General features: G+C 61.0%; 18 protein-coding genes. 7 read left to right on the top strand and 11 right to left on the bottom strand.

Features of this window, described 5'->3' with window-relative positions; all coding sequences use genetic code 11:
* The first annotated feature begins 226 nt into the window (after positions 1-226).
* On the top strand, positions 227-2068 hold the full coding sequence (locus ACQZ60_RS10215; protein ID WP_035264392.1) for an aminopeptidase P family protein: 1842 nt from the start codon (positions 227-229) through the stop codon (positions 2066-2068).
* Here ACQZ60_RS10215 and ACQZ60_RS10210 read toward each other — a convergent pair.
* Together ACQZ60_RS10210 and ACQZ60_RS10205 are read right to left on the bottom strand one after the other, a co-directional pair.
* Positions 2065-2379 carry an AzlD family protein gene (locus tag ACQZ60_RS10210; RefSeq protein ID WP_020812065.1) on the bottom strand — a complete coding sequence of 105 codons (315 nt, stop codon included), beginning with the start codon at positions 2377-2379 and terminating at the stop codon, positions 2065-2067. The two genes, ACQZ60_RS10215 and ACQZ60_RS10210, sit on opposite strands and share 4 nt — an antisense overlap.
* Entirely contained in the window at positions 2376-3095 is a 720-nt protein-coding gene (locus ACQZ60_RS10205) for an AzlC family ABC transporter permease (RefSeq protein WP_020812064.1), read from the bottom strand. Before ACQZ60_RS10205 ends, ACQZ60_RS10210 begins: the two co-directional genes overlap by 4 nt.
* Positions 3096-3278: 183 nt before the next feature.
* On the opposite strand from ACQZ60_RS10205, the gene ACQZ60_RS10200 reads away from it, so the two are divergent.
* Positions 3279-3515, top strand: coding sequence for a DUF2164 domain-containing protein (locus ACQZ60_RS10200; protein ID WP_003522348.1), 237 nt, complete (start codon positions 3279-3281; stop codon positions 3513-3515).
* 1 nt (position 3516) lies between these two features.
* Here ACQZ60_RS10200 and pncA read toward each other — a convergent pair whose 3' ends face one another.
* On the bottom strand, positions 3517-4143 hold the full coding sequence (gene pncA / locus ACQZ60_RS10195) for a bifunctional nicotinamidase/pyrazinamidase (RefSeq protein WP_003522349.1): 627 nt from the start codon (positions 4141-4143) through the stop codon (positions 3517-3519).
* A 457-nt stretch (positions 4144-4600) separates the two neighbouring features.
* Here pncA and ACQZ60_RS10190 point away from each other — a divergent pair, with 457 nt between their 5' ends.
* Entirely contained in the window at positions 4601-5887 is a 1287-nt protein-coding gene (locus ACQZ60_RS10190) for a DUF2778 domain-containing protein (protein WP_020812063.1), read from the top strand.
* A gap of 53 nt (positions 5888-5940) precedes the next feature.
* On the opposite strand, the gene ACQZ60_RS10185 is transcribed toward ACQZ60_RS10190, so the two are convergent.
* From ACQZ60_RS10185 to ACQZ60_RS10165, 5 genes are all read right to left on the bottom strand, one after another.
* Entirely contained in the window at positions 5941-6366 is a 426-nt protein-coding gene (locus tag ACQZ60_RS10185) for a DMT family transporter (protein WP_003522352.1), read from the bottom strand.
* On the bottom strand, positions 6363-6845 hold the full coding sequence (locus ACQZ60_RS10180) for a DMT family transporter (RefSeq protein ID WP_269829055.1): 483 nt from the start codon (positions 6843-6845) through the stop codon (positions 6363-6365). Before ACQZ60_RS10180 ends, ACQZ60_RS10185 begins: the two co-directional genes overlap by 4 nt.
* 272 nt (positions 6846-7117) lie before the next feature.
* The gene (locus tag ACQZ60_RS10175) at positions 7118-7930 is read right to left on the bottom strand and encodes a glycosyltransferase family 25 protein (protein WP_448735172.1); all 813 of its coding nucleotides are present in this window, start codon (positions 7928-7930) and stop codon (positions 7118-7120) included.
* A gap of 102 nt (positions 7931-8032) precedes the next feature.
* Positions 8033-10507: an ATP-dependent helicase gene (locus tag ACQZ60_RS10170; protein WP_448735171.1), complete on the bottom strand. Its 2475-nt coding sequence runs from the start codon at positions 10505-10507 to the stop codon at positions 8033-8035.
* Between the two features lie 101 nt (positions 10508-10608).
* Positions 10609-11019 (bottom strand): carboxymuconolactone decarboxylase family protein, encoded by a 411-nt coding sequence (locus ACQZ60_RS10165; protein ID WP_020812057.1) that lies wholly within the window; start codon positions 11017-11019, stop codon positions 10609-10611.
* Positions 11020-11258: 239 nt separating this feature from the next.
* On the opposite strand from ACQZ60_RS10165, the gene ACQZ60_RS10160 reads away from it, so the two are divergent.
* From ACQZ60_RS10160 to ACQZ60_RS10145, 4 genes are all read left to right on the top strand, one after another.
* Positions 11259-12425: an efflux RND transporter periplasmic adaptor subunit gene (locus ACQZ60_RS10160; protein WP_448735170.1), complete on the top strand. Its 1167-nt coding sequence runs from the start codon at positions 11259-11261 to the stop codon at positions 12423-12425.
* Positions 12422-15571: an efflux RND transporter permease subunit gene (locus ACQZ60_RS10155; RefSeq protein WP_448735169.1), complete on the top strand. Its 3150-nt coding sequence runs from the start codon at positions 12422-12424 to the stop codon at positions 15569-15571. The genes ACQZ60_RS10160 and ACQZ60_RS10155 overlap by 4 nt, the downstream gene beginning before the upstream one ends.
* A 134-nt stretch (positions 15572-15705) precedes the next feature.
* A complete protein-coding gene (locus ACQZ60_RS10150; protein WP_448735168.1) occupies positions 15706-17118 on the top strand; it encodes an FAD-binding oxidoreductase in 1413 nt (470 codons plus the stop codon).
* 91 nt (positions 17119-17209) lie between these two features.
* A complete protein-coding gene (locus ACQZ60_RS10145) occupies positions 17210-20935 on the top strand; it encodes an AsmA family protein (RefSeq protein WP_448735167.1) in 3726 nt (1241 codons plus the stop codon).
* Positions 20936-21226: 291 nt separating this feature from the next.
* On the opposite strand, the gene ACQZ60_RS10140 is transcribed toward ACQZ60_RS10145, so the two are convergent.
* The 3 genes from ACQZ60_RS10140 to ACQZ60_RS10130 form a co-directional block, all read right to left on the bottom strand.
* Entirely contained in the window at positions 21227-21556 is a 330-nt protein-coding gene (locus tag ACQZ60_RS10140; protein WP_020812052.1) for a hypothetical protein, read from the bottom strand.
* Between the two features lie 234 nt (positions 21557-21790).
* Positions 21791-22000 (bottom strand): ribbon-helix-helix domain-containing protein, encoded by a 210-nt coding sequence (locus tag ACQZ60_RS10135; RefSeq protein WP_003522362.1) that lies wholly within the window; start codon positions 21998-22000, stop codon positions 21791-21793.
* A 113-nt stretch (positions 22001-22113) separates the two neighbouring features.
* Entirely contained in the window at positions 22114-22317 is a 204-nt protein-coding gene (locus ACQZ60_RS10130; RefSeq protein ID WP_003522363.1) for a DUF4169 family protein, read from the bottom strand.
* Positions 22318-22350: the final 33 nt, after the last annotated feature.

Raw genomic sequence — 22350 nt, 5'->3', positions numbered from 1 at the left:
TTTTTGTTTAGTTAGAGGGGATATCTCAGGGTAGATATGCATTTATCGCATGTCACTTCGCCTTGAGTATTACTTATTTCGCAAAATGTGCACAATTTATCGCCGCAATCCGGTCTGTCATATATGGCTTGAAACCGGCTTTGTCCGCATGGCATTGTCGTTGCGCGCCAATGATTTGACGGCGCAACCTTGCAGCTTTTCTCATGACAGTTCCCGAAAGACGCCTATGTTCCAGACCTTCGAAAACAAATCCGCGCCGCAATTTGGCAAGGCCCGCGTCGAGGCGCTGCGCGCCGGTTTCGATGCCCTTGGTATCGACGGTTTTCTGGTGCCGCGCGCCGATGAATATCAGGGGGAATATGTGCCGGAGTGCGCCGAGCGCCTGTCCTGGCTGACCGGCTTTACCGGTTCCGCCGGCATTGCGCTGGTGACGCGCACGGAGGCGGTGGTTTTTGTCGATGGCCGTTATACGACGCAGCTCAAATCGCAGGTCGACCAATCGGTCTTCAGCGGCGGCGATCTGGTTGGCGCGCCGCCCTCCGTCTGGCTGGCCGAACATGCTCCACAGGGTTTCCGGCTCGGCATCGATCCGTGGCTGCACACTGGTGCGGAGTTGAAGCGGCTGGAAAAGGTGCTTGCCGGCAAGGGCGGTTCGGTCGTTCTCCTGGAAAAGAACCCGCTCGATGCCCTGTGGCAGGACCGTCCCTCCGAGCCGCTGGAGCCCGTCGTTATCCAGCCCGAGGCCTTTACCGGCAAGCTGGCGAAGGAAAAGATCGCCTCGTTGGCGGAGACGGTCTCGGCAAAGGGCGCGGATGCCTTGCTGGTTACCGATCCATCCTCCATCGCCTGGATTTTCAATGTTCGCGGCAACGACGTGCCGCATACGCCGCATCCGCTGGCGCGCGCCATCATCTACGCCGACGGCAGGGCGGATATTTTTCTCGACAAGCGCAAGACCGGCATCGAGACTGAGGCCTATCTGGCGCAGCTCTCGACACAATTGCCGTCGTCGAAGATCGCTGACCGTCTGCATGCAATCGCCAGCGCCAAGGGCCGCGTCATGGTGGATGCCGATCTGACCCCGGTGGCGCTGACCGGCGCAATCACCGCGGCGGGCGGCTCGCTGATAGAGGAGGCCGATCCCGTTCGCCTGCCGCGCGCGCGGAAGAACAAGGCGGAGCTGGCCGGCTCGGCAGCCGCCCATGTGCAGGATGGCGCGGCCATGGTCGAATATCTCTGCTGGCTGGACCGCCAGCAACCGGGCAGCATTACCGAAATCGCCGCCGTCAAGGCGCTGGAGGCCGCTCGGGTCAAGGTGGGGCAGGGGCTGCAAAACCCGCTCAAGGACGTGTCTTTCGATACGATTTCAGGTGCCGGCGAACATGCCGCCATCATCCATTACCGCGTCACCACCGATACCGACCGCACACTTGCGGAGGGGGAGATGTTCCTCGTCGATTCGGGCGCGCAATATGTCAACGGCACCACGGATATCACCCGTACCGTCGCAATCGGTACCGTTCCGGAAGAGCAGAAGCGTTTCTTTACGCTGGTGCTGAAGGGCATGATCGGCATCAGCACCGCGCGGTTTCCGAAGGGAACGCGCGGTTGCGATCTCGATCCGCTGGCGCGTATCGCGCTCTGGAAGGCGGGAGCGGATTACGCCCATGGCACCGGCCATGGCGTCGGGTCGTATCTTTCGGTGCATGAGGGGCCGCAGCGTATTTCACGGCTTTCGACGCAGGAGCTTCTGCCCGGCATGATCCTGTCAAACGAGCCGGGTTATTACCGGCCTGGCGCTTTCGGCATCCGCATCGAGAACCTCATCTATGTATGCGAGGCGGAGGAGGTCGCCGGCGGCGACCAGCCGATGTTCTCCTTCGAAACGCTGACCTGGTGCCCCATCGACCGCAGACTGGTCGTTGCCGCTCTCCTGACCGATGAAGAACTGGGCTGGCTGAACGCCTATCACGCCGGGGTTCTGGAGAAGCTTTCTCCCTTGATCACCGACGAGGAGGTTAAGGCGTGGCTCGTTGCCGCGACGAAGCCATTGGAGCGGGGCGCTTAGAGCAGCCCGAAATGCCTGATGGCGATGACGATGGCCCAGCCGATGGCGAGCATCGTCAGGCCGGGAAAGCGCAGGCAGACCAGAAGCGCTGCCACCATGCCGATCTTCACCTCGTATCCGCCTTCAAAAAAGGCGGGTGCGACGAGCGTGGTCAAAACCGCCACGGGAACGGCGTTCAGTCCCGCCTCCATGCGCGGCGGGATGGATTTCATCCGCGTCATCAGCACATAACCGCCGATGCGGGTCAGATAGGTGGCGATGGCGGCGAGCGCGATCAGGATCAGCGTATCGGTGTGCAGCATGTCGCTCATGGCGTTTCCACCCTGCTTTCAGAATTCGTCCCGTCGTTCGGCTTCGGTGGATAGAGGACCGCGACGAGAATTCCGGCGACAGCGCCGAGGCTGACATGCCACGGCGAGCCGACGATGTGATAGGCAACCGTTGCACCCACCGCGCTTGCCAGCATGACAGGGTAGAAATTCTCCCGCTGGCGGAAGCTCAAGACCATACCCATGAAATAGATCGGCAGCAGCACATCGAGACCGATGGCTTTGGGATCGCCGACCATATTGCCGAGCGATGCGCCGAGAATGGTCATGGCCAGCCACAGCACATAGACCGGCGCTGCAAAGCCCATGTACCAGGAAAAGCCGACCGCGCCGGTATTTTCGTATTTCCTGACCGATTCGGCGAATTGCGGATCGACCAGCACGAAGAAGCCCGCGGCTTTTTGCAGGAAAGACCAGTTCGAGATCATCCGGGCAATGGCGGCCGAATAGAGGATATGGCGGAAATTGACGGCAAAGACGGATAGAACGATCAGCCAGGGGGCAACCTTCTGGCCGAACAACTCGATACCCACGAGCTGGCTCGCGCCCGCATAGACGGTGCCGCTCATGATCGTGGCTTCGGTGACGCTGAGCCCGTTATCGACTGCGACCGCGCCGAACAGCGCACCGAAGGGGGCGGCGGAGAGGGCGATCGGGAAACCGCTCTTCAATCCCTCGCGAAAATCTGCATTGAACATTTCTGGAAACTCCTTGCCCGCCGCTCTATCGCCGTCCCGCCCGGCTGGCAAACGAATTGCATGAATGGATCGATTGATTCCCTTGAAGCTTCCGTTACGGTAACGCCCCATAAGGCCGGTGCCGGACGGACGGTTTCACCGCCTTCCTCCCGTACCCCTCAACAGTCAGACGATGGAAGATCGATGCTGGAAAAGCAGGAAAAGGCCGCCTTGGCCGCACGTATCCGGGATTATCTTGCCCGGGAGACCGAAGCCGAGATCGGGCATCTGCAGGCGGAAATCTTCGTGGATTTTCTGGCCGAGGAGCTGGGGCATGTTTTTTATAATGAGGGGCTCAGGGATGCGCATGCCGCGATCCTGAGACGCCTTGAGGATGCAGCAGGCGATATCGACGTGCTGGAGAAGCCGAAGCCGCGCTAAACTAGTCCCGCAAAATGTCGCGGCTTTTGAGAATCGCCGCGCCTTTTTCCCGCATCGTCGAAATCGCGGCCTTGATGCCCTGCGGATCGATGCCGCGACTGGCATCTTCGATGAAACGGACATTCACACCGGGCAACATGTCGAGGGCATCGAGCACCGAAAAACTGACGCAATAATCGGTGGCAAGGCCGCAGACGTCGAGTTGCGTGACACCCTGACGGCTGAGATAGTCGGCCAGTCCCGTCGTCGCGCCCTGGTCATTGTCGCGAAAGGCTGAATAGCTGTCGACGGCGGGGTTTTCGCCCTTTTGCTGAATATAATCGAAGGCGTCCGTCTTGAGGTCGGGATGGAATTCCGCATCCGGCGTGCCCTGCACGCAATGGTCAGGCCACATCATCTGCGGTTTGCCGGAGAGTTCGCCCATGTCGAAGGGCTTCTTGCCGGGATGCTGGGAGGCGAAGCTGCCGTGATTTTCAGGGTGCCAGTCCTGCGAGGCGACGATGAGATCGTAGCCGCCATTGTCGATCAGGGCATTGGCGATGGGCACGACCCTGTCGCCATCGGCAACGGCCAGATTGCCGCCAGGGCAAAAACCGTTCTGGATATCGATGAGCAGCAGCGCCTTCATGATGTGCCTCCCTTTTTAGGGCAGGATGCCAAGCCGGCTTTAACGGATCAAGCCCCTTTCGACCTCTCCGGCAGGCACGGGTGTTTCGGGCAGGGGCTTGCCCTGTCGCAGTCCTGCCGCAATTGCAGCAAATTTCCGGCCAAGTCGGAATTTACCTGACAATGCGGCGACGGAAATTTTTTAGGCCGATGACGACCCTCTAAGGGGCATTTCCCCGGACGACGCAGTGCGGATGCACGCAGTCTCGGCGCAAGTCATTGTTTTGCCTTCGCCTTACAATGCGCAGACCTTAACGAATTATTTTTGCAGGGACTCGTAAACACTTTGGTTACCATAATTCGTCATGCTTCGAACCAGTCAGTTCCGAAACCGGCGCGGTGTTTGCCCGCCCTTCGGATGTCCCAAAATCCCTCCGGCGTCGGCCGGGTGTGCGTGAACGGTTCGAGTAACGAGTATCATGGCGTTTTCTGCTGCGGCCTATAATGGCGCCGGTCTTGCCGGTTCGTCTTCCGTCAAGAGAGGCAAATCCTTTGCGTTCGGCCGAATGTCCGCCCTCCTTGGCGGCGGCGCCTTTGCCGGCCTTTTCGCCTTCGCCGCCTTTGCCTCGCTGCACAGCATGGCCGCCGCTTCGCATGGTGTCGGGCAGTTTGAAAAGACGCTGGTGACGCGATTCGCTTCCACGGAGACGGCAATTGCCCATGCGGCCGCGCGGGATATTCACGTGCGCAAGTTTTCCCGCCTGAGCGACCACAGCCACGGCCAGCAGAAGGCGGTTCGCCTCGCCGGCATCATGCCCGAGATCGGCGCGAAGGAATTCGGCGAACGCTTTGGCGCAGCTGTCAATGCCAAGGGGCAGGCGACGGTGAAGCAACTTGCCGCGCTCAAGCCGTCGGCGATCGTCGATTCTGCGCTTGGGCGTACCTCCGAGGTTGCCTATCAGAGCGCCGTTCCGCAGCATCCGGCATTTGAAGTGGCGCTGGCACGGCCGCAGATCGAGGAAGAGGCAAGCAGCCTGCTGCCCGATGATGTGCCGCTGCCGAGCTTCCGTCCCGAGGTGGCGACGGCTCAGACGGTCGAGCCGTCACCGCGTCCCGCGACATCGTCCAAGACCGAGGAACATGTTCCGGCCGTCGCTTCGGCACCGGCTTTCGATGCGCCGGTTCCCCTTCGCGCGCCTGCGCCGGCGAAGCAGAGCACCGGCGCCATGCTCGCCTTTGCAAAGCCTGACAATCCGATGCGTGAGCCGAGCAAGATGGATGCGGTTCCGTGGCCGGATCGCGGCAACGGTACGGCGATCTACGATATTTCCTCCGGCGTGGTGCACATGCCGAATGGCGAGAAGCTCGAAGCGCATTCCGGCATCGGCAAGATGCGCGACAACCCCGATTACGTGCATGTGAGAATGCGCGGTTCGACGCCGCCTTCCAGCTATCGTCTGACGATGCGCGAGGCGCGGTTCCATGGCGTCGAGGCCATTCGCCTGACACCGGAAAACGGCGTCAACCCGCATGGTCGAGACGGTCTTCTGGCGCATACCTACATGCTGGCGAAACGCGGCGAATCGAATGGCTGCGTGGTGTTCCGGGATTACCCGCGCTTTCTTGCGGCCTTCAAGCGCGGCGAAGTCAAGCGCATGGTGGTGGTGCCGAAGTTGAACGGCAACCGGCCGACACTTGCGAGCAGCGGCGGTAAAAGCGGCGGCAAGACCCTGCTCGGCATGTTTTCGCGCGGCAGCGATTCCTGAGCTTTCCGTATTTTCCTGACGTAAAACCGCTGCGCACTTTTACTGGAAATGCTCTAGCGACCGCGCCGCTGTGTCAGCACCATGCCGGCGAAGATGAGCAGGATGCCGAGTGCGCTAGCCCAGAGTTTCGGCGGATGATCGCCGAAAAGATCGAGAACCACGCCTGAGACCATCTGGCCGCTGATGACCAGAAGGGCGGTATTGACCGCACCGATGCGCGGAATGAGCCAGCTTCCCGAAGCGATGAAGACGACGCCGATCGGCCCGCCGATAAAGGCAAGCCAGGGCGCATCGGCCGCGCCCGGCGGAATGAGGCCGCCGACGATGAGGCCGATGACCGTCAGCACGGCAAAACCGACAATGTGGTTCCAGAACGATGCGATGAGCGGCGAGTTGGACAGGCTGAGGCGGCCGTTGATCTGGCGGCTCAGCGCCACGAAGACGCCGCCGATAAAGGCCATGGCGATCCAGACGATCATGCCGTTCTCCCGACAAGGATGATGAGGGCGCTGCCGCATAGGATCAGCGCCACCGCCGCCATGTCCCGCAGGTCCGGCTTTCTTTTGGGCAGGCCGAAGAGGCCGAAAAGATCCGCCAGGAGGCTGAAGATCACCTGTCCGCCAAGCCCGAGCGCAATGGTGCCGGAAAGCGCCAGCGGCGAATTGACGGCGGTGGAGGTGAGGATGACGATGGCCGCACCCACGACCCCGCCGCAATAGGCCCAGAGCGGCGCTTTCGGTTTTTCTGCCGCGCCCACGTCTTTCTTCGGACGCATGATGGCGAGATAGATCAGCGCCGCCACCGTGCCGGTGCCATGCGCCGTCCAGGAGGAAAACAGCGCATTGCCGTAATGGGCAAGCTGACCGTTGAAATGCACCATCAATGTCAAAAGGCAGCCGCTGGCGAAGGCGGCGGCAAGATGCAGCGGGTTGAGGCGTGGATGCGTCGTGTCTGTCATGGCGGGCCGGCAAAGCTGAAGATGGAGACGAGCTTTAGCCCATATGTGCCTGAAGCGGAATCGAATTGCGGCGGCTCACGGTTTTAGACGACATTATCCTGTGCGTTGCGGAACAAGCGATGCGGCCACGCATTATTCCACCATGAAGAAAACGACGCGCAAACCATTGAACCGGATGACGATTTTCGTCATTTCTATTTTCATTCTCGCAGCCGTGGTCGCGGCGGTCTATCTCGTCCGCTTCACGCCCGGCGAAGTGTAAGACCGATCGATCAATGACCGGCCGGGGCGGTCTTGCCCTTGCCGCGCTCCATCGCAACGCTTGCCTTGGCGACGGCGAAGCGAATGCCGCGCAGCAGGAACCGGCTGGTTTCCAGATAGGCGCGATAGGGCAGAACGGTGAAATAGCGCCAGCGCGGCAGGCGGTAGATGCGCAGATTGTTCTGGATCTGGCTTTCCCCATCCGCATCCTGCGTGGCGCAGAGCGGATAGAGGAAGGCCGCCTTCAGCCCCGCGAGATATTCGAGATCGAATGCGATGTCATAAGCGAGCCGCATGGGGATCAGCTTCGATATCCATTTTCCGGCGCGACGGTTGACGAGATAGGCGCCCGACCCTTTTTCCCGCGTGATGGCAATGGCGAGCGAGCGACCGTTGGAAAGCGGGCGGAACGGGAATTTCCGGCCATTGCTGACCGTCGTGAGCCGCAGCAAATCCCAGTCGCCGCCATTCAGCACCGCCTCGTCGATGGCGTTGAGAAAATCATCGTCGAAGACCACGTCATCCTCAAGGATGAGCGCGATATCGGCATCGCCCGCCATGAATTTATTGGCGCAGGCGACATGGCTGAGATAGCAGCCGATTTCCGGCGGCGAGGTGCGGCGGCCATGCATGAGCATGTAGGAAATCTCGCTGAATTCCGGGATGGGGTAATTCAGTTCCCTGCCATTGACGCCGGGGACACGCTCCGCCTTGAGCCCCATGGCGTCGAGGCGCGCGGTCATATCCGCGAGGCGTTTGGTGGCGCTGTCCATATTGATCAGGAAAACGGCGAGCCTGCGCTGGCTTTTCGGTAATATATGCAAAGCTGTCCTCGCCAGTTCCACTTCCCCATTGCAACTCCTTTATTGCAACGGCATGACACGGGCTATGGAAAAAGCAGCCTTCAGGCACTCATGGTTGTCGAATCAGACCTTTTCCACAAATCCGTCCAGCACGCGCTTCTGGCCGGCGCGATCGAAGTCGATCGTCAGCTTGTTGCCTTCGATGGCGGAAATGTTGCCATTGCCGAATTTGAGGTGGAACACGCGGTCACCGACAAAGAATTTCGATGGCGTGTCAGCGACGGATTTCGCCACCAGTTCGCCGTCGATCGTGCGGGTGCGCGGGCCGCTTTCGCCATAACCGATCCGTTCCACCGCATGGCCGGAGCGCGTGCCCCAATTGTCGCGGGTGGCGTCGCTGCGGTTCTGCTGCGCGCGCTTCCAGCCGGGGGTGGAATAATTGTTGGTGAAAGGATCGGCCTTGTCGAAGCGCGACTGGCCGTAGCCGCCGCGTCCGCCATAACCGCCGTAACTGCTGTCGGATGCCGCGACATCCACATGGGCGGGCGGCAATTCATCGAGGAAACGCGAGGGCAGGGTGGATTGCCACAGCCCGTGAATGCGCCGGTTCGACACGAACCAGATATGGCAGAGCTTCTTGGCGCGGGTGATACCTACGTAAGCGAGGCGGCGTTCTTCCTCCAGACCGGAGCGCCCGCCTTCGTCCAGCGCCCGCTGGTGCGGGAACAGGCCTTCTTCCCAGCCGGGCAGGAAGACGGTGTCGAACTCCAGCCCCTTGGCGGAGTGCAGCGTCATGATGGAGACGGCATCGAGATTTTCGTTCTGCTCGGCATCCATGACGAGGGCAACGTGCTCAAGGAAGCCGCGCATGCTCTCGAAGGCCTCCATCGAGCGGATGAGTTCCTTCAGGTTCTCAAGTCGTCCGGGCGCTTCGGCCGTCTTGTCGGCCTGCCACATGGCGGTATAGCCGCTTTCGTCGAGGATCTGCTCGGCAAGGGTGGTGTGCTCGGTGTTTTCCAAGAGGCCCTGCCAGCGGCGGAAATCCTGCACCACATCGAACAGCGCCTTGCGCGCCTTCGGTTTCAGCTCGTCGGTCTCGATGATGTCGGCGGCCGCTGCCAGCATCGGAATATCGCGGGCGCGGGCATAGTCGTGCAGATTGCGGATCGTCGTATCGCCAAGACCGCGCTTCGGCGTGTTGACGATCCGCTCGAAGGCGAGATCGTCGGCCGGCTGGCAGACAAGGCGGAAATAGGCCATGGCGTCGCGGATTTCGAGACGCTCATAAAAGCGCGGACCGCCGATGACGCGGTAATTGAGGCCAAGCGTGACGAAACGGTCTTCGAACTCGCGCATCTGGAAGGAGGCGCGAACGAGGATCGCCATGTCGTTCAGATTATGGTTCTTGCGCTGAAGCTGCTCGATCTCCTCACCGACAGCGCGGGCTTCCTCCTCGGAATCCCAGGCGGCATGAACCACGACCTTTTCATCATCCAGGCTGCTGCGTTCGGTAAACAGCGTCTTGCCGAGACGGCCCTCATTATGGGCGATAAGATGGCCGGCCGCGCCGAGAATATGCTCGGTGGAGCGATAGTTGCGTTCGAGCTTGATGACCTTGGCGCCCGGAAAATCCTTGTCGAAGCGGAGGATATTGTCCACTTCCGCGCCGCGCCAGCCATAGATCGACTGGTCGTCGTCACCCACGCAACAGACATTCTGCGGTTCGCCCTTGGCGCGCTGGGCGAGAAGCCTCAGCCACATATATTGCGCCGTATTGGTGTCCTGATATTCGTCTACCAGAATGTAACGGAACTTCTGGTGATACTCCTTCAAAATATCGGTGTGGCGGCGGAAGATGCTGATCGGATGCATCAGAAGGTCGCCGAAATCGCAGGCGTTCAGCGTTTTCAGGCGGTTCTGATAGGCGGTGTAAAGTTCGCGGCCCTTGCCGTTGGCGAAAGCGCGGCTGTCACCCTCCGGAATGTCCGGCGGCGTCAGGCCCTTGTTCTTCCAGCCGTCGATCATGCCGGCGAACTGTTTTGCCGGCCAGCGCTTGTCGTCCAGCCCTTCTGCCTGAATGAGCTGCTTGATCAGCCGCACGACATCATCGGTATCGAGAATGGTGAAGTCCGATTTCAGGCCGACGAGTTCCGCATGGCGGCGCAAAAGCTTGACGCCGATGGAGTGGAAGGTGCCGAGCCAGGGCATGCCCTCGACAGCGCCTCCGACCAGAACGCCGATACGTTCCTTCATCTCGCGGGCAGCCTTGTTGGTAAAGGTCACGGCAAGAATCTGGCTCGGATAGGCGCGGCCGGTCGCCAGAATATGGGCGATGCGGGTCGTCAGAACGCGGGTCTTGCCGGTGCCTGCTCCTGCGAGGACGAGAACGGGTCCGTCCAGCGTTTCCACGGCCTCGCGCTGTTCCGGGTTGAGGCCGGAAAGATAATCGGGCGCAGCACGCGTCTGATCGCGCGCCGCCATGGCGCGGGCGGCAATGCCAAGCCCGCCGCCGCTTTCCGCACCGGCATTGTTCGTTGCCCTGCGCGGTGCGGCGGGTTCCTCATCGAAGAACGGCATATCGTCAAAACTGTTGCTCATGCGGCTCAATGTAGTGATTCGGGATATAAAGGCCAGAACCGTGTTCTGCTTTTATTCCGGTATCAACCGTCAAAACGCCCATTCCAAGGCATTTTTTCGTTTCATGTCTGCCTGTCGGCGTCGAAAGCGGCGTCAACGGGCACTTGCAGCGCCACCGCAAGCTGGTTGGTTTTGGCGGCAAGCGCGATGACGCGTAGCAAATCGGCATGCTGCTCTGTCGTCATGCCTTTGGCTTTGGCGGCTGCCGTGTGGGAATGGGCGCAATAGGAGCAGCCATTGGTGACGGAAACGGCGATATAGAGCATTTCCTTCACCACGGGATCGAGCGCGGAAGGTGTCGCCATCACCGCCTTCACCTCACTCCATGTCTTTTCAAGCAGATCGGCATCGAAGGCGAGGTAGAGCCACATATTGTTGATGAAATCCGATTTGCGGGTGGCGCGGATGTCATCGAACACCGCCTTGACGCGAGGATCGGTTTCCGGGTTTTCGGTCTTCGTCACGGTGCTCATGGCTTCCTCCGGTTATGGCGTCTCGGGGATAGATTAGCCCAATGGCGGATATTTGCGACAGGAATGCACGGATGGATTGCGGATTGGCTGCTTCTGGCGGCAATTGCGCCCAAATTACAATTACGTAAGGAACGGATTTGTGCGTTGCCTTGCCTTGGCCAAGCAGGAATACTGCATCTGTCCCGGAACGTGTCGTTTTTGGGAACATATCGTGCTGCGCGGATCAACCGGAGAAATATATGCGGGTCTGGAAACAGGTGGGTGTCAGTGTTGCCGTGGTGGGAGCGGGGCTCTGTCTCTGGGGCTTCTATTCGCCCGAAGCCCGCAATGTGCTCGCCAGCGTGGGGCTTGGCAAAACGCCTGCCGGGGCGATCGAAGTCGCCGCATCCGGCGGCCCGGCAGCCGGTGCGTCCACAGGGCAGAATGCCGGCGGTGCGCGCCGCAACGGCAACGCCACACTGGTGGTGACGGCCCCGGTGAAGAAGGGCACGGTCAATGACCGGCTGAACGCCATCGGCAATGGCGAGGCGATCCAGTCGGTTGTCGTCATGCCGCAGGTTTCCGGCACGCTTTCCGAAATTCGCACCTCCTCCGGCGCTCGTGTCGTGAAAGGCCAGGTGCTTGCGCGGCTCGACGATGAAGAGCAGGTGATCGAGCGTGACAAGGCGCAGGTGGCGCTGCGCAGCGCCGTTGAAAAATCCAATTCCTACAAGAACCTCAAATCCGTTTCCCGCCTTGATGTGCTGGATGCGCAGATTGCCGAGGAAGCCGCCAAACTTGCGCTGAGCACTGCCGAACTCAATCTCAAGCGCCGCGACATCGTTGCGCCGATAGAGGGTGTGGCGGGTATTGTCGCCGCCAATATCGGTGATAACGTCACCACGCAGTCAACCATCGTCAGCATCGACGACCGATCCGAAATTCTCGTCAATTTCTGGGCTCCCGAGCGGTTCGCAACCGCGATCAAGGTCGGCATGCCGGTGGAGGCGACGTCCATTTCCCGGCCCGGTGAGACTTTCAAGGGCGAGATCGAGGCCGTTGACAACCGCGTCGATGAGGCGAGCCGCACGATCCGTATCCGGGCGAAGTTCAGCAACGAGAAGGACGAGCTGAGGGCGGGCATGTCCTTCGGCGTCAACATGCGCTTCGCCGGAGAAACCTATGCCTCGGTCGATCCACTGGCCGTGCAGTGGGATGCGGAAGGCTCCTACGTCTGGCGTGTGGCCGACAACAAATCGAACAAGGTGCGGGTGCAGATCGTGCAGCGCAATCCCGATGCCGTTCTTGTCAAGGCGGAGCTGGCGGATGGCGAGCCTGTCGTGATCGAGGGCCTTCAGCGTGTCAGGGAAGGCGGCGCGGTCCGTGTCGGCAGCCAGCCGAAGCCCGAGGAGGTTGCCAGCCAATGACGACGCAGCCGCCCTCGGTTAAGGATTCCAAACTCGCCTTTACGGCATTGTTCGTGCGCCGGCCGATTCTGGCGGCGGTTCTCAACACGCTGCTGGTCGTTGCCGGCCTTGCGGCGCTGGTGGGCGTTGAAGTGCGCGAATTGCCTGACGTCGACCGGCCGACGATCAGCGTCCGGACCACCTATGAGGGGGCGGCGCCCGAAACCATCGATCAGGAAGTGACGCAGACCATCGAAGGTGCGGTGGCGCGTGTCAGCGGTGTCAAGTCCATCTCGTCCAACTCGCAGTTCGGCACCAGCCGCGTGACGCTGGAATTCGGCGACAATGTCGATCTGGCGGTTGCCGCCAACGATGTGCGCGACGCCATCGGCCGCGTCACCAACCAGTTGCCTGACGATGCCGACGAGCCGCAGATCATCAAGGCGGATTCCGACAGCCAGCCGATCATGCGCCTTGCCGTCACCTCCTCCACGCTCAGCATGGAAGACCTGACCAAGCTGGTGGATGACGAGATCATCGACCGTCTGGCCGCCGTCGACGGCGTGGCCGATGTGGAGCTTTACGGCGATCAGGAAAAGGTTTTCCGGGTCGATCTCAATCAGGCGGCATTGGCGAGCCGTGGTCTGACGGTGACCGATGTTTCAAACGCGCTTGCCAGCGCCGCCCTCGATGTGCCGGCGGGATCGCTGAAAAGCACGACGCAGGATATTGTCGTGCGTGCCACGGCCAGCCTGACGAAGCCCGAAGACTTTTCCAATCTTCTCATCAAGAACAATATCCGCCTCAGGGACGTCGCGACCGTCATGCTGGGGGCGGATGACGAATCCACCTCGCTGCGCTCCAATGGCGTGCAGGGCGTCGGTCTCGGTGTCATCCGTCAGGCGCAGTCGAACACGCTCAGTATCTCGACAGGCGTGAAGGCCGCCGTCGATACCATGTCGGCCAATCTGCCCGAAGGTACGCGCATCGTCGTGACCAGTGACGACGCCGTCTTCATCGAAGGCGCGCTTCATGAGGTCGAGCTGGCGCTCGGTCTCTCGGCGATCATCGTCGTCGTCGTGCTCTATCTCTTCCTGCGCGATTGGCGCGCCACCCTCATTCCGGCAATCACCATGCCGGTGGCGCTGATCGGCACCATTGTCGCCATCTATATGGTCGGTTTCTCGGTCAATATTCTGACCCTGCTTGCCATCGTTCTGGCGACCGGTCTGGTGGTCGATGACGCCATCGTGGTGCTGGAAAATATCGTGCGCCGCCGGGCGGAAGGCATGGGGCCGCGCGCCGCCGCCGTTCTCGGCACGCAGGAAGTGTTTTTCGCGGTCATCGCGACGACGGCGACGCTTGCCGCCGTGTTCATTCCGCTCTCCTTCCTGCCGGGCCAGCTTGGCGGCCTGTTCCGTGAATTCGGTTTCGTGCTGGCCTTCGCGGTGGGCTTGTCCTCCATCGTGGCGCTGACGCTCTGCCCGATGCTCGCCTCGCGTATGCTGAAGGAGGGGCTGAAGGAGCCGACGGGGCCGCTCGCCTGGTTCGGCAATGTCTTTGCCTCCACCTACAAAACGACCCTTTCCGCCTGCCTCAACAATCCGCTGATCGTCATCGTCGTGGCGCTCATCTTTTCCGGCCTGTCGTGGATCGCGTTCGGCATGATCCAGAACGAGTTGACGCCGCGCGAGGACCGCGCCTCGATCATGATGCGGGTCACCGCGCCGCAAGGCGTCAGCCTCGACTATACCCGCGACCAGTTGCAGCGGATCGAAGAAAACCTGCAGCCGCTGCGCGACAGCGGTGAAATCCGCAATATTTACTCCATCACCGGCATGAACGGCTCGTCCAATACCGGTTTCATGGTGCTGACGCTGGCGCCCTGGGCCGATCGTGAGAGGACGCAGAACCAGATTGCCGCCGATGTCACCTCCGCCGCCAACAGGGTGCCGGCGCTGCGCGGCAATGCGATGCAGCCAAACAGCCTCAGAATTCGCGGTGCCGGCAACGGCCTGCAGATGGCGATGGTTGGCAGCAACTATGCGGCGCTGACCGAGGCAACGCAGAAATTGCTGCTTTCCATGGAGGAAAGTGGCCTGTTCGACACGCCGCGTTTCGACAACGAACCCAATCAGGCGCAGATTTCCGTCTCCATCGACCGCGAGCGTGCGTCGGATCTCGGCATCGACATCACCGGCCTGTCGCGCGCCATGCAGTCGCTGCTGGAAGGGCGTTCGATTGTCGATGTCTTCGTGGATGGCGATGCGATTCCCGTGCGGCTTTTGTCTTCTACCCGGCCGATCAACGATCCGACCGATCTGGAAAACGTCTTCCTGAAAACCGGCGACGGCAAGATCGTGCCGATGTCGGTCATCGCCACGCTGAAGGAAAATGCGGTTGCGCCGCAGCTCAACCGCGAGCAGCAGCTTCCCTCCGTCGGCTTTACCGCCAACCTCAAGGATGGCGTCTCGCTGGGTGAGGCGCTGCAAAAGGTGAATGAGCTCTCGCAATCCGTCATGCCGCCCGGCGCCCGTCTCCTGCCGCTGGGCGAGGCTGCGACGCTGGAGGAAAATTCGAGCGGCATGTTGCTGACCTTCGGTTTTGCCATCGCCATCATCTTCCTCGTGCTGGCCGCGCAGTTCGAAAGCGTCTTGAGTTCGGTCATCATCATGACGACGGTGCCGCTCGGTCTTGCCTGCGCCGTCATCGCGCTGCTCGTTACCGGATCGAGCCTCAACGTCTATAGCCAGATTGGGCTTGTCTTGCTCGTCGGTGTGATGGCCAAGAACGGTATTCTCATCGTCGAATTCGCCAATCATCTGCGCGATCAGGGCGCAACCGTGCGGGAAGCCATTGAAAAGGCCACCAGCATCCGCCTGCGTCCTGTCATGATGACGATGATCGCCACCATTCTCGGCGGCGTGCCGCTGGTGCTGGCGCAGGGTGCCGGCGCGGAAGCGCGCATCGCGCTCGGCTGGGTTATCGTCGGCGGCCTCGGCTTTGCGACGCTGGTGACGCTTTACATCACGCCGGTCTCTTACCTGCTGATCGCCCGCTTCGCCAAACCGCAGGCGGATGAGGAAATCCGCCTTCACCGTGAGCTTGAACTTGCCGCCCGCCGCAAGGCGCTGGAAGAGGACAAGCCGTTGCTGGCGGCGGAGTGAAAAACGGTTGCCGCCAAACAGTGTCTGGCGCAATCGCGATGCTGGACAAAGCGTTAACCTTATCCCATACCACCTGACGGAATTTCGTAACGGATCGAATCCGTTACGGGCAGATGTTGCGGTGGAGACGGACGATGGCGCTGAAAGATGTGGTGGCGGGAAAGCGGAACGAAGAGGGCATCGCGTCTGCGCTCGCGGTGCTGAAGCAGCAGTTCGGCGACAGGCTCCAGACCGGACAGGCGTTTCGCGAGCAGCACGGCCACACCACCACTTATCTCACCCTGCAGGCGCCTGACGGCGTCGTTTTTGCCGAGAGTGCGGACGATGTGAAGGCCGTGGTGAAGGTCTGCGCGCAATACAAGGTGCCGGTCATTCCTTTCGGAACGGGGTCTTCGCTGGAAGGGCAGGTGAATGCGCCGAACGGCGGAATCTGCATCGATTTCAGCCGGATGAATCGCATCATTGAGGTGAACGCCGAAGATCTTGACGTGACGGTGGAACCGGGCGTGACGCGCGAGGACCTCAATGTCTATCTGCGCGATACCGGCCTGTTCTTCCCCATCGATCCCGGCGCCAATGCCTCCATCGGCGGCATGGCCTCGACGCGGGCCTCCGGCACCAATGCCGTGCGTTACGGCACGATGAAGGACAATGTACTGGCCGTCACGGCCGTCGTCGCCAATGGCGAGGAAATCCGCACCGCGCGGCGCGCCCGCAAGTCGTCTGCGGGTTACGATCTGACGCGGCTTTTCGTCGGTGCAGAGGGGACGCTGGGTGTCATTACCTCCGTTACGCTGCGGCTTCAGGGTATTCCGGAAAAGATCGCCGGCGGGGTCTGCACTTTCGACAGCATCAAGGCGGCCTGCGATGCCGTCATCATGACGATCCAGATGGGGGTTCCGGTCGCCCGCATCGAATTGTTGGACGAGGTGCAGGTGCGAGCCTGCAACGCCTATTCCGGCCTGAACTACACGGAGAAACCGACACTCTTCGTGGAGTTCCATGGCACCGAGGAAACGGCGGCGCTGCAATCGCAGCAGTTCGCCGAGATCGCCGCCGAATGCGGTGGCGTCGACTTCCGCTGGACGAGTGACGCGGCCGAGCGCAACAAGCTCTGGAAAGCGCGGCACGATGCCTACTGGGCGTCCCGCGCGCTCGCGCCCCATCTCGACGGGCTTTCCACCGATGTCTGCGTGCCGATTTCGCGGTTGGCGGATTGCGTGGTGGAAACCCAGCAGGACATCGAGGAAAACGGCTTTCTCGCCCCCATCGTCGGCCATGCGGGCGATGGAAACTTCCACGTCCTCATCCTCTTCGACGGCAAGGACGCGGAAAGCGTTGCGAAAACCGAGGCCTTCGTCGCCCGCCTCAACCGCCGCGCCATCGCCATGGACGGCACCTGCACCGGTGAACACGGCATCGGCCAGGGCAAGATGAGTTTTCTTGCCGAAGAGGCGGGAAATGCACTGGATCTGATGCGTGCCATCAAAACGTCGCTCGATCCCGATAACATCTTCAATCCGGGCAAGTTGTTCCGTCTTGTCTGATCATTCTCATATTTGATTGGTACAAAAGGCTGCTTGCCGTTAAGGCAGAAAAGAATAGGTTTGCAGCGTTCGCGAAGGGAGATGCAGGTCAGTGCTCGGACGTATTCTGGTTTTTCTGGGCGGACTGCTGGCCGTGGTGCTGTTTTCGGCGCTGCTTATTCCCTATTTCGTCGACTGGACGGATTTCCGCCGCGATTTCGAGGATCAGGCAAGCCGCATTCTCGGCAAGAAGGTGGTGGTGCATGGCCGCGTCGAAGCCCGTCTCCTGCCTTTCCCTTCGGTAACATTGCATGATGTGCGCGCCGGAACGGATGCGGATGGATCGCCGCTCATTCAGGTCGCCCGTTTTTCCATGGATGCCGAGCTTGCGCCGTTCCTCTCCGGCGAGGCGCGCATCTTCGACATGCGCATCGAGGAACCGAAAGCCAAGATAAGGCTGCTGAAGGATGGCACGCTGGACTGGATGCGCGGCAGCCGCGCGGAAATTCCAGCCCGCACCGTGGTTCTGGAGAGCGTGCAGATCGAAGGCGGGCAGATCGAATTCATCGACGAGCAATCCGGCCGCAACCGTGTCGTGACCGGTCTCAATGCCGACATGTCCGCCAATTCGCTGGCCGGGCCGTGGAAGGCGGAGGGACGCGCCGCCGTTGACGGACATCCGGGCTCCTTCTCGCTCTCCAGCAGCGAGCCCGATTATGCCGCAGGCCGCATGGGGCTGAGGGTGCGGCTGGTGCCGGACGAACATCCGGTCGAGGTCGATCTCGATGGCGCAATTGCCGCAACGGCGGGAAAGCCGGCCTATAGCGGTTCTTTCTCCTTCAGTTTCCGCGAAGACGAAAAGCAGAAGCAGCAGGCCGGACAATCGCTGTTTTCCTCGCCGCGCACCCGCGGCAGCTTTGAACTCACCAATGAAAGCGTGCGCATCCCGAGCTACCGCATGGAGCTCGGTGGTAGCGAAAATCCCTATGTCGTGACCGGGGAAGCGACGCTCGATACCGGCGCCAAGCCGGAATTCCTGCTGACGGCCGATGGCCAGCAGATCGATGTCGCCCGCTTTGCGCCGCCCGTTGTGCAGGCGGGCAAGACCTCGCGCCAGCCCACCGCCTCGGTGCGCCAGCGTATCGAGGCCTTTGCGGCCATGGTGGCCCGCATTCCGGTGCCGCCGGTGCCGGGCAAGGCCAGTATCAGCCTTCCGGCGCTCGTTTCCGATGACACGACCATTCGCGACATCAGGCTGGATGTGCGCCCGGAAGGCAGCGGCTGGCAGGTGGTGAATGCCGTGGCGACCCTGCCGGGCCGGACGCAGCTCGAAGCCAAGGGATCGCTGACGCTTCTCGGCGGCCCCGCCTTCAACGGCAATCTGCTTCTCGCCTCCAACCAGCCTTCGGGTCTGGCGAACTGGCTTTCCGGTTCCGTCGATCCGGCGATCCGCCAGCTCAATGCCGCCGGTTTTTCCGCTGATGTCTCGCTGACGACGCTCAACCAGCGTTTCGACAATCTGGAGCTTGCAGTCGGCGATGCGTCGTTGAAGGGTGAGCTGGAGCGGCGCTCCGACGGCAAGACCTCCAATCTTTCCATCGATCTTGCCGGTAACGAAATCGATCTCGATGCGCTGAAGGCGCTCGGCAGTCTGGCGCTTGGCGATCAGGTCGGCAGTTCCGTCCTCGACCACCGCATTACCGCAAAATTCAAGGCTGACCGGTTCAACATGGCCGGTGTGACCGCCAATCATGTCGAGACCGCCTTCACCATGGCGGGGGGCGTTCTCTCGCTGGAGAACATGACGGCCGGAGACATAGCCGGTGCGGAAGTCAGGGCAAGGGGTGAGCTGCAGGGTTCGCTGCTGAAATATGCGGGCAAGGGCACGGTGAACCTGCATGCGGCGGATATGCAGCCGTTCTTCACCATGCTGCAGCAGAAATTGCCGAACCATCCATTCCTCAGCCGTCTGGCGGCGAGCGCGCCGTGGTACGCCAATTCCGATCTGGCAATGGATGTTTCGGTCAATAGCGAAAATGGCGGTGCCAATGTCGCCGTTTCCGGCACCGTCAATGGCAGCCGGCTGTCGGCCGTGGCCAAGATGCCGGATTTCCTGTCGATCACCGATGATACCGCCATGTCGCTGGAAGCGGTTCTGAAAAACCAGTCGACGGCCATCCTGTTCGGGCAGGCGGGGCTCGATCCGCTGCCCTTCGATGCGGATGGCGAGGGGCTTTTGTCCATCAAGCTCAACGGCACGCTCGGCTCGCCCGCCCAGACGGAACTGCGCTTCTCGACGGAGCGCACGCATTTTTCGATGAACGGTTCCTTTGCCGTTTCGTCGGCCAATTTCGGTGAGGGCAGCGCTGACGTGGCGCTCGAAAGCGCCGACATCGAGCCCTATCTCATCATGAACGCCGTCGGCCTGCCGCAGCTTGGCGGCGGCATGGCGTTGAAGGCCAATGCGAAAGTGGCGGTGGATGGGCAAAAGATCGCGCTTTCCTCGATAGGCGGGCAGGCGGGCGGAAATCCGTTCTCGGGCAATCTGACCTTCCAGCGCGCCGCGCCCTATCCCGTCACCGGCGATCTTGCGGTCAGAACGGCCGATCTCGCCTGGCTGGGTGATGCGATCTATGGGCCGGTGATCGATCCGGAAACCGGGGCGCTCAACGCCAAGCCGCTGGCCATGGCCGCCTTCCCGCAGCTTAAGGCTTCGCTTGCCTTGAAAGCGGAAAGCTTCGAGGCGGGCCCCTTCGGCACGGTCACGGGTGTTTCGGCCAAAGTCACGCATGATGCGGGCAGCCTCTCGCTCGACGATGTTGCCGGCACCTTCATGGGCGGCAAACTCACGGGACGGCTTGCCATGTCCACGGGCGAGGGGGCGGGCATTTTCCGCACCAAGATCGCGGTGACCGACGCCAATCCGGAGCCGATCCTGTGGGCGAATGCCAACGGGCCGGTCGCGGCAGGCCGGGTCGCCATCGACCTGACGGCCGAATCGACCGGCAAGAGCGTCGGTGAAATGCTGAAATCGGCAGGCGGTTCGGGTGAAATCCGGGTCGGTGGGCTGGTGCTGAAGGGGCTTAATCCCGGCACCCTGCCGCCGATCCTGCAGGCGGCCGATGGCTTGCCGCAGCCGATCGACGCGCCCAAGGTGCGGCCGCTGGTGGACCAGAGCCTGTGGCAGGGTGAAATCGGCCTCGGCGATGTGGCCTTGCCATTCTCGCTGAATGGCGGCGCGCTTCATTTCAAGAATTTGCGTGCGGGGATCGATCCGGTAACGCTGACGGCCGATGCAACGGTCGATCTCGCGGCTTCGACGGTGAACGGCGACCTCGATCTCCTGTTCAATCCCGGCACCGAAACGGTTGCGGGGGCCGAGCCTTCGGTGCGCCTGAATTATAACGGCCCGCTTGCCGCGCCGGCTTTGACGACCGACGTTTCGGCGCTCAGCAATTATCTATCGCTCCGGGCTTTCGAAAAGGAGCGCCGCCGGGTGGAGGCCATGCAGGCCAGCGTTCTCGAAAAGCAGCGCCTGCGCCGCGAAGTGGCGCTTTATCGCTCGCAGGCGGCCGAGCGGCAGGCCGAGAAGGAACGGGCAGAGGCGGAAGCCAAGGCCAAGGCCGAAGAAGAGGCGCGTTTGAAGGCTGCGGCCGAAGAACGTCTGCGTCAGGAAAAGGAACAGCAGGAGCGGTTGCAGCAGCAACAGCAACAGCAACAACAGGAACAGGGGCAACAACCGACGCCCGAGCGGCAATCCGCGCCGGTTCTGGTGGTGCCTCCGACGGAAAACGCGATCCGGCAACTGGCGCCGGAAAACGCTCCCGCCACGCCGTAAGCTTGCGTGGCAGGGAGGCCGATTTCCCTTTAAGTAGTTGACGGACGGCGTGGGGCTTCCCTCCGTATATCGCGTCATGCTCCGGCTTGTTTTAAAACGTGTTTAGATTTTTGGCGCAGTTCCGAGGGCATCGAACGAAAGTGCGTTCGTCACGGGCGACTTCAAGGGCACCGGACAGCAATGGCTTGACCTAGCGATAGCGCCAAATCTCGCAAAAGGTTTGCGGCCTTACGCGGCGAGCATTTTGCGCCGCCCATCAATCGCTTTGACGGAAAAATCCCGACGAAACTGTCAAATCCAGGTTTCGCGTTCGCCGAATGGCGTGTCGGCGTCGAAATTTTTGGTGCCGATCCTGGCGCTTTCACCGGAAAGGCTCGGCTTTTCCACATTTTCGCTCGACGATGCCGATTTTTCGCCACTGTTTTCGAGAGCCTCGAGCTGAGCTTTGAGGGACGCGATTGCGCTCTTCAGCTCTTCCTGTGCTTTCGCTTCCGTGGTCTCAGCAAGCTCCGACTGCTTTTCGGCAATCTGTGCTTTCAGTTCGGAAACGCTTGAAGACGATGTGGATGAAGAAGACAGCAGGGAAACAGCGGTGCCCGTTTCCGAAACGGCAGAAACCATGGTCGCCTCGTGGCGGATGTGTGGAATGGAAGGATATGAAACAAAATCTGAAAGCAAGGCTACGCAATACGGGGATGCCTTGGAGCGCAGATTATGCCGCTAATGTTTAATGAATACTTTCACGGCGTTACGAGTTTTCGGCGGAATTTTTCGTAGTGGCTGGATGGGTAAAATCCGGCGGGCGAGATGCCCGCTCGTGGCCGGAGCGTCTTTGACAGGAAAGCTTGCGAAAGGTCAGCGGGTTTTCAGCCAGTTCAGCACATAAACCCGCAGCGACGAGGACAGATTGCTGTCGGCGGAGCGGTTGTCGTCTATTTCTGCAAGCAGGGCCGCGAAACTGATCTTGCGTCTTTCCGCAATGGTTTTCAGCTCGTCCCAGAAGGCGTCTTCGAGTGAAATGCTGGTGCGGTGGCCGTGCAACGTCGCGGAGTGCTTGCGGATCATCAGATCGGTCTCCGGTGAAACCGGTTGGAGGTCTGAATCATGTCTCCCCGGCAAGTCCCTGTTTTGCGATTCTTTTCCGATAGTCCCGAAATCCGCGACGGTCGGCCGGCCTGTCAGTCTTTGCCGGTCCCGTCATCGTTTTTTTCGAGCCGCCCCTGATCGAGCGCCTTTTCGGCCTTTTCGTTCAGGGCCGAGGTAAGATTTTTTTCGGTCTTGGTGCGGCCGAAGGACAGGCGGTTCTGCTCCGCCTGCTTTTCTTTTTCGCTACGGGCTTTCTGTTTGCGAAACTGACGCAGATTGACGATATCGGCCGCCATGGGGATATGTCTCCTCGGGTTTCGTAAGCTCGG

It is taken from the genome of Agrobacterium sp. 22-223-1 (genome assembly GCF_053522385.1).
This window is presented reverse-complemented; position numbering and strand designations above follow the sequence as displayed.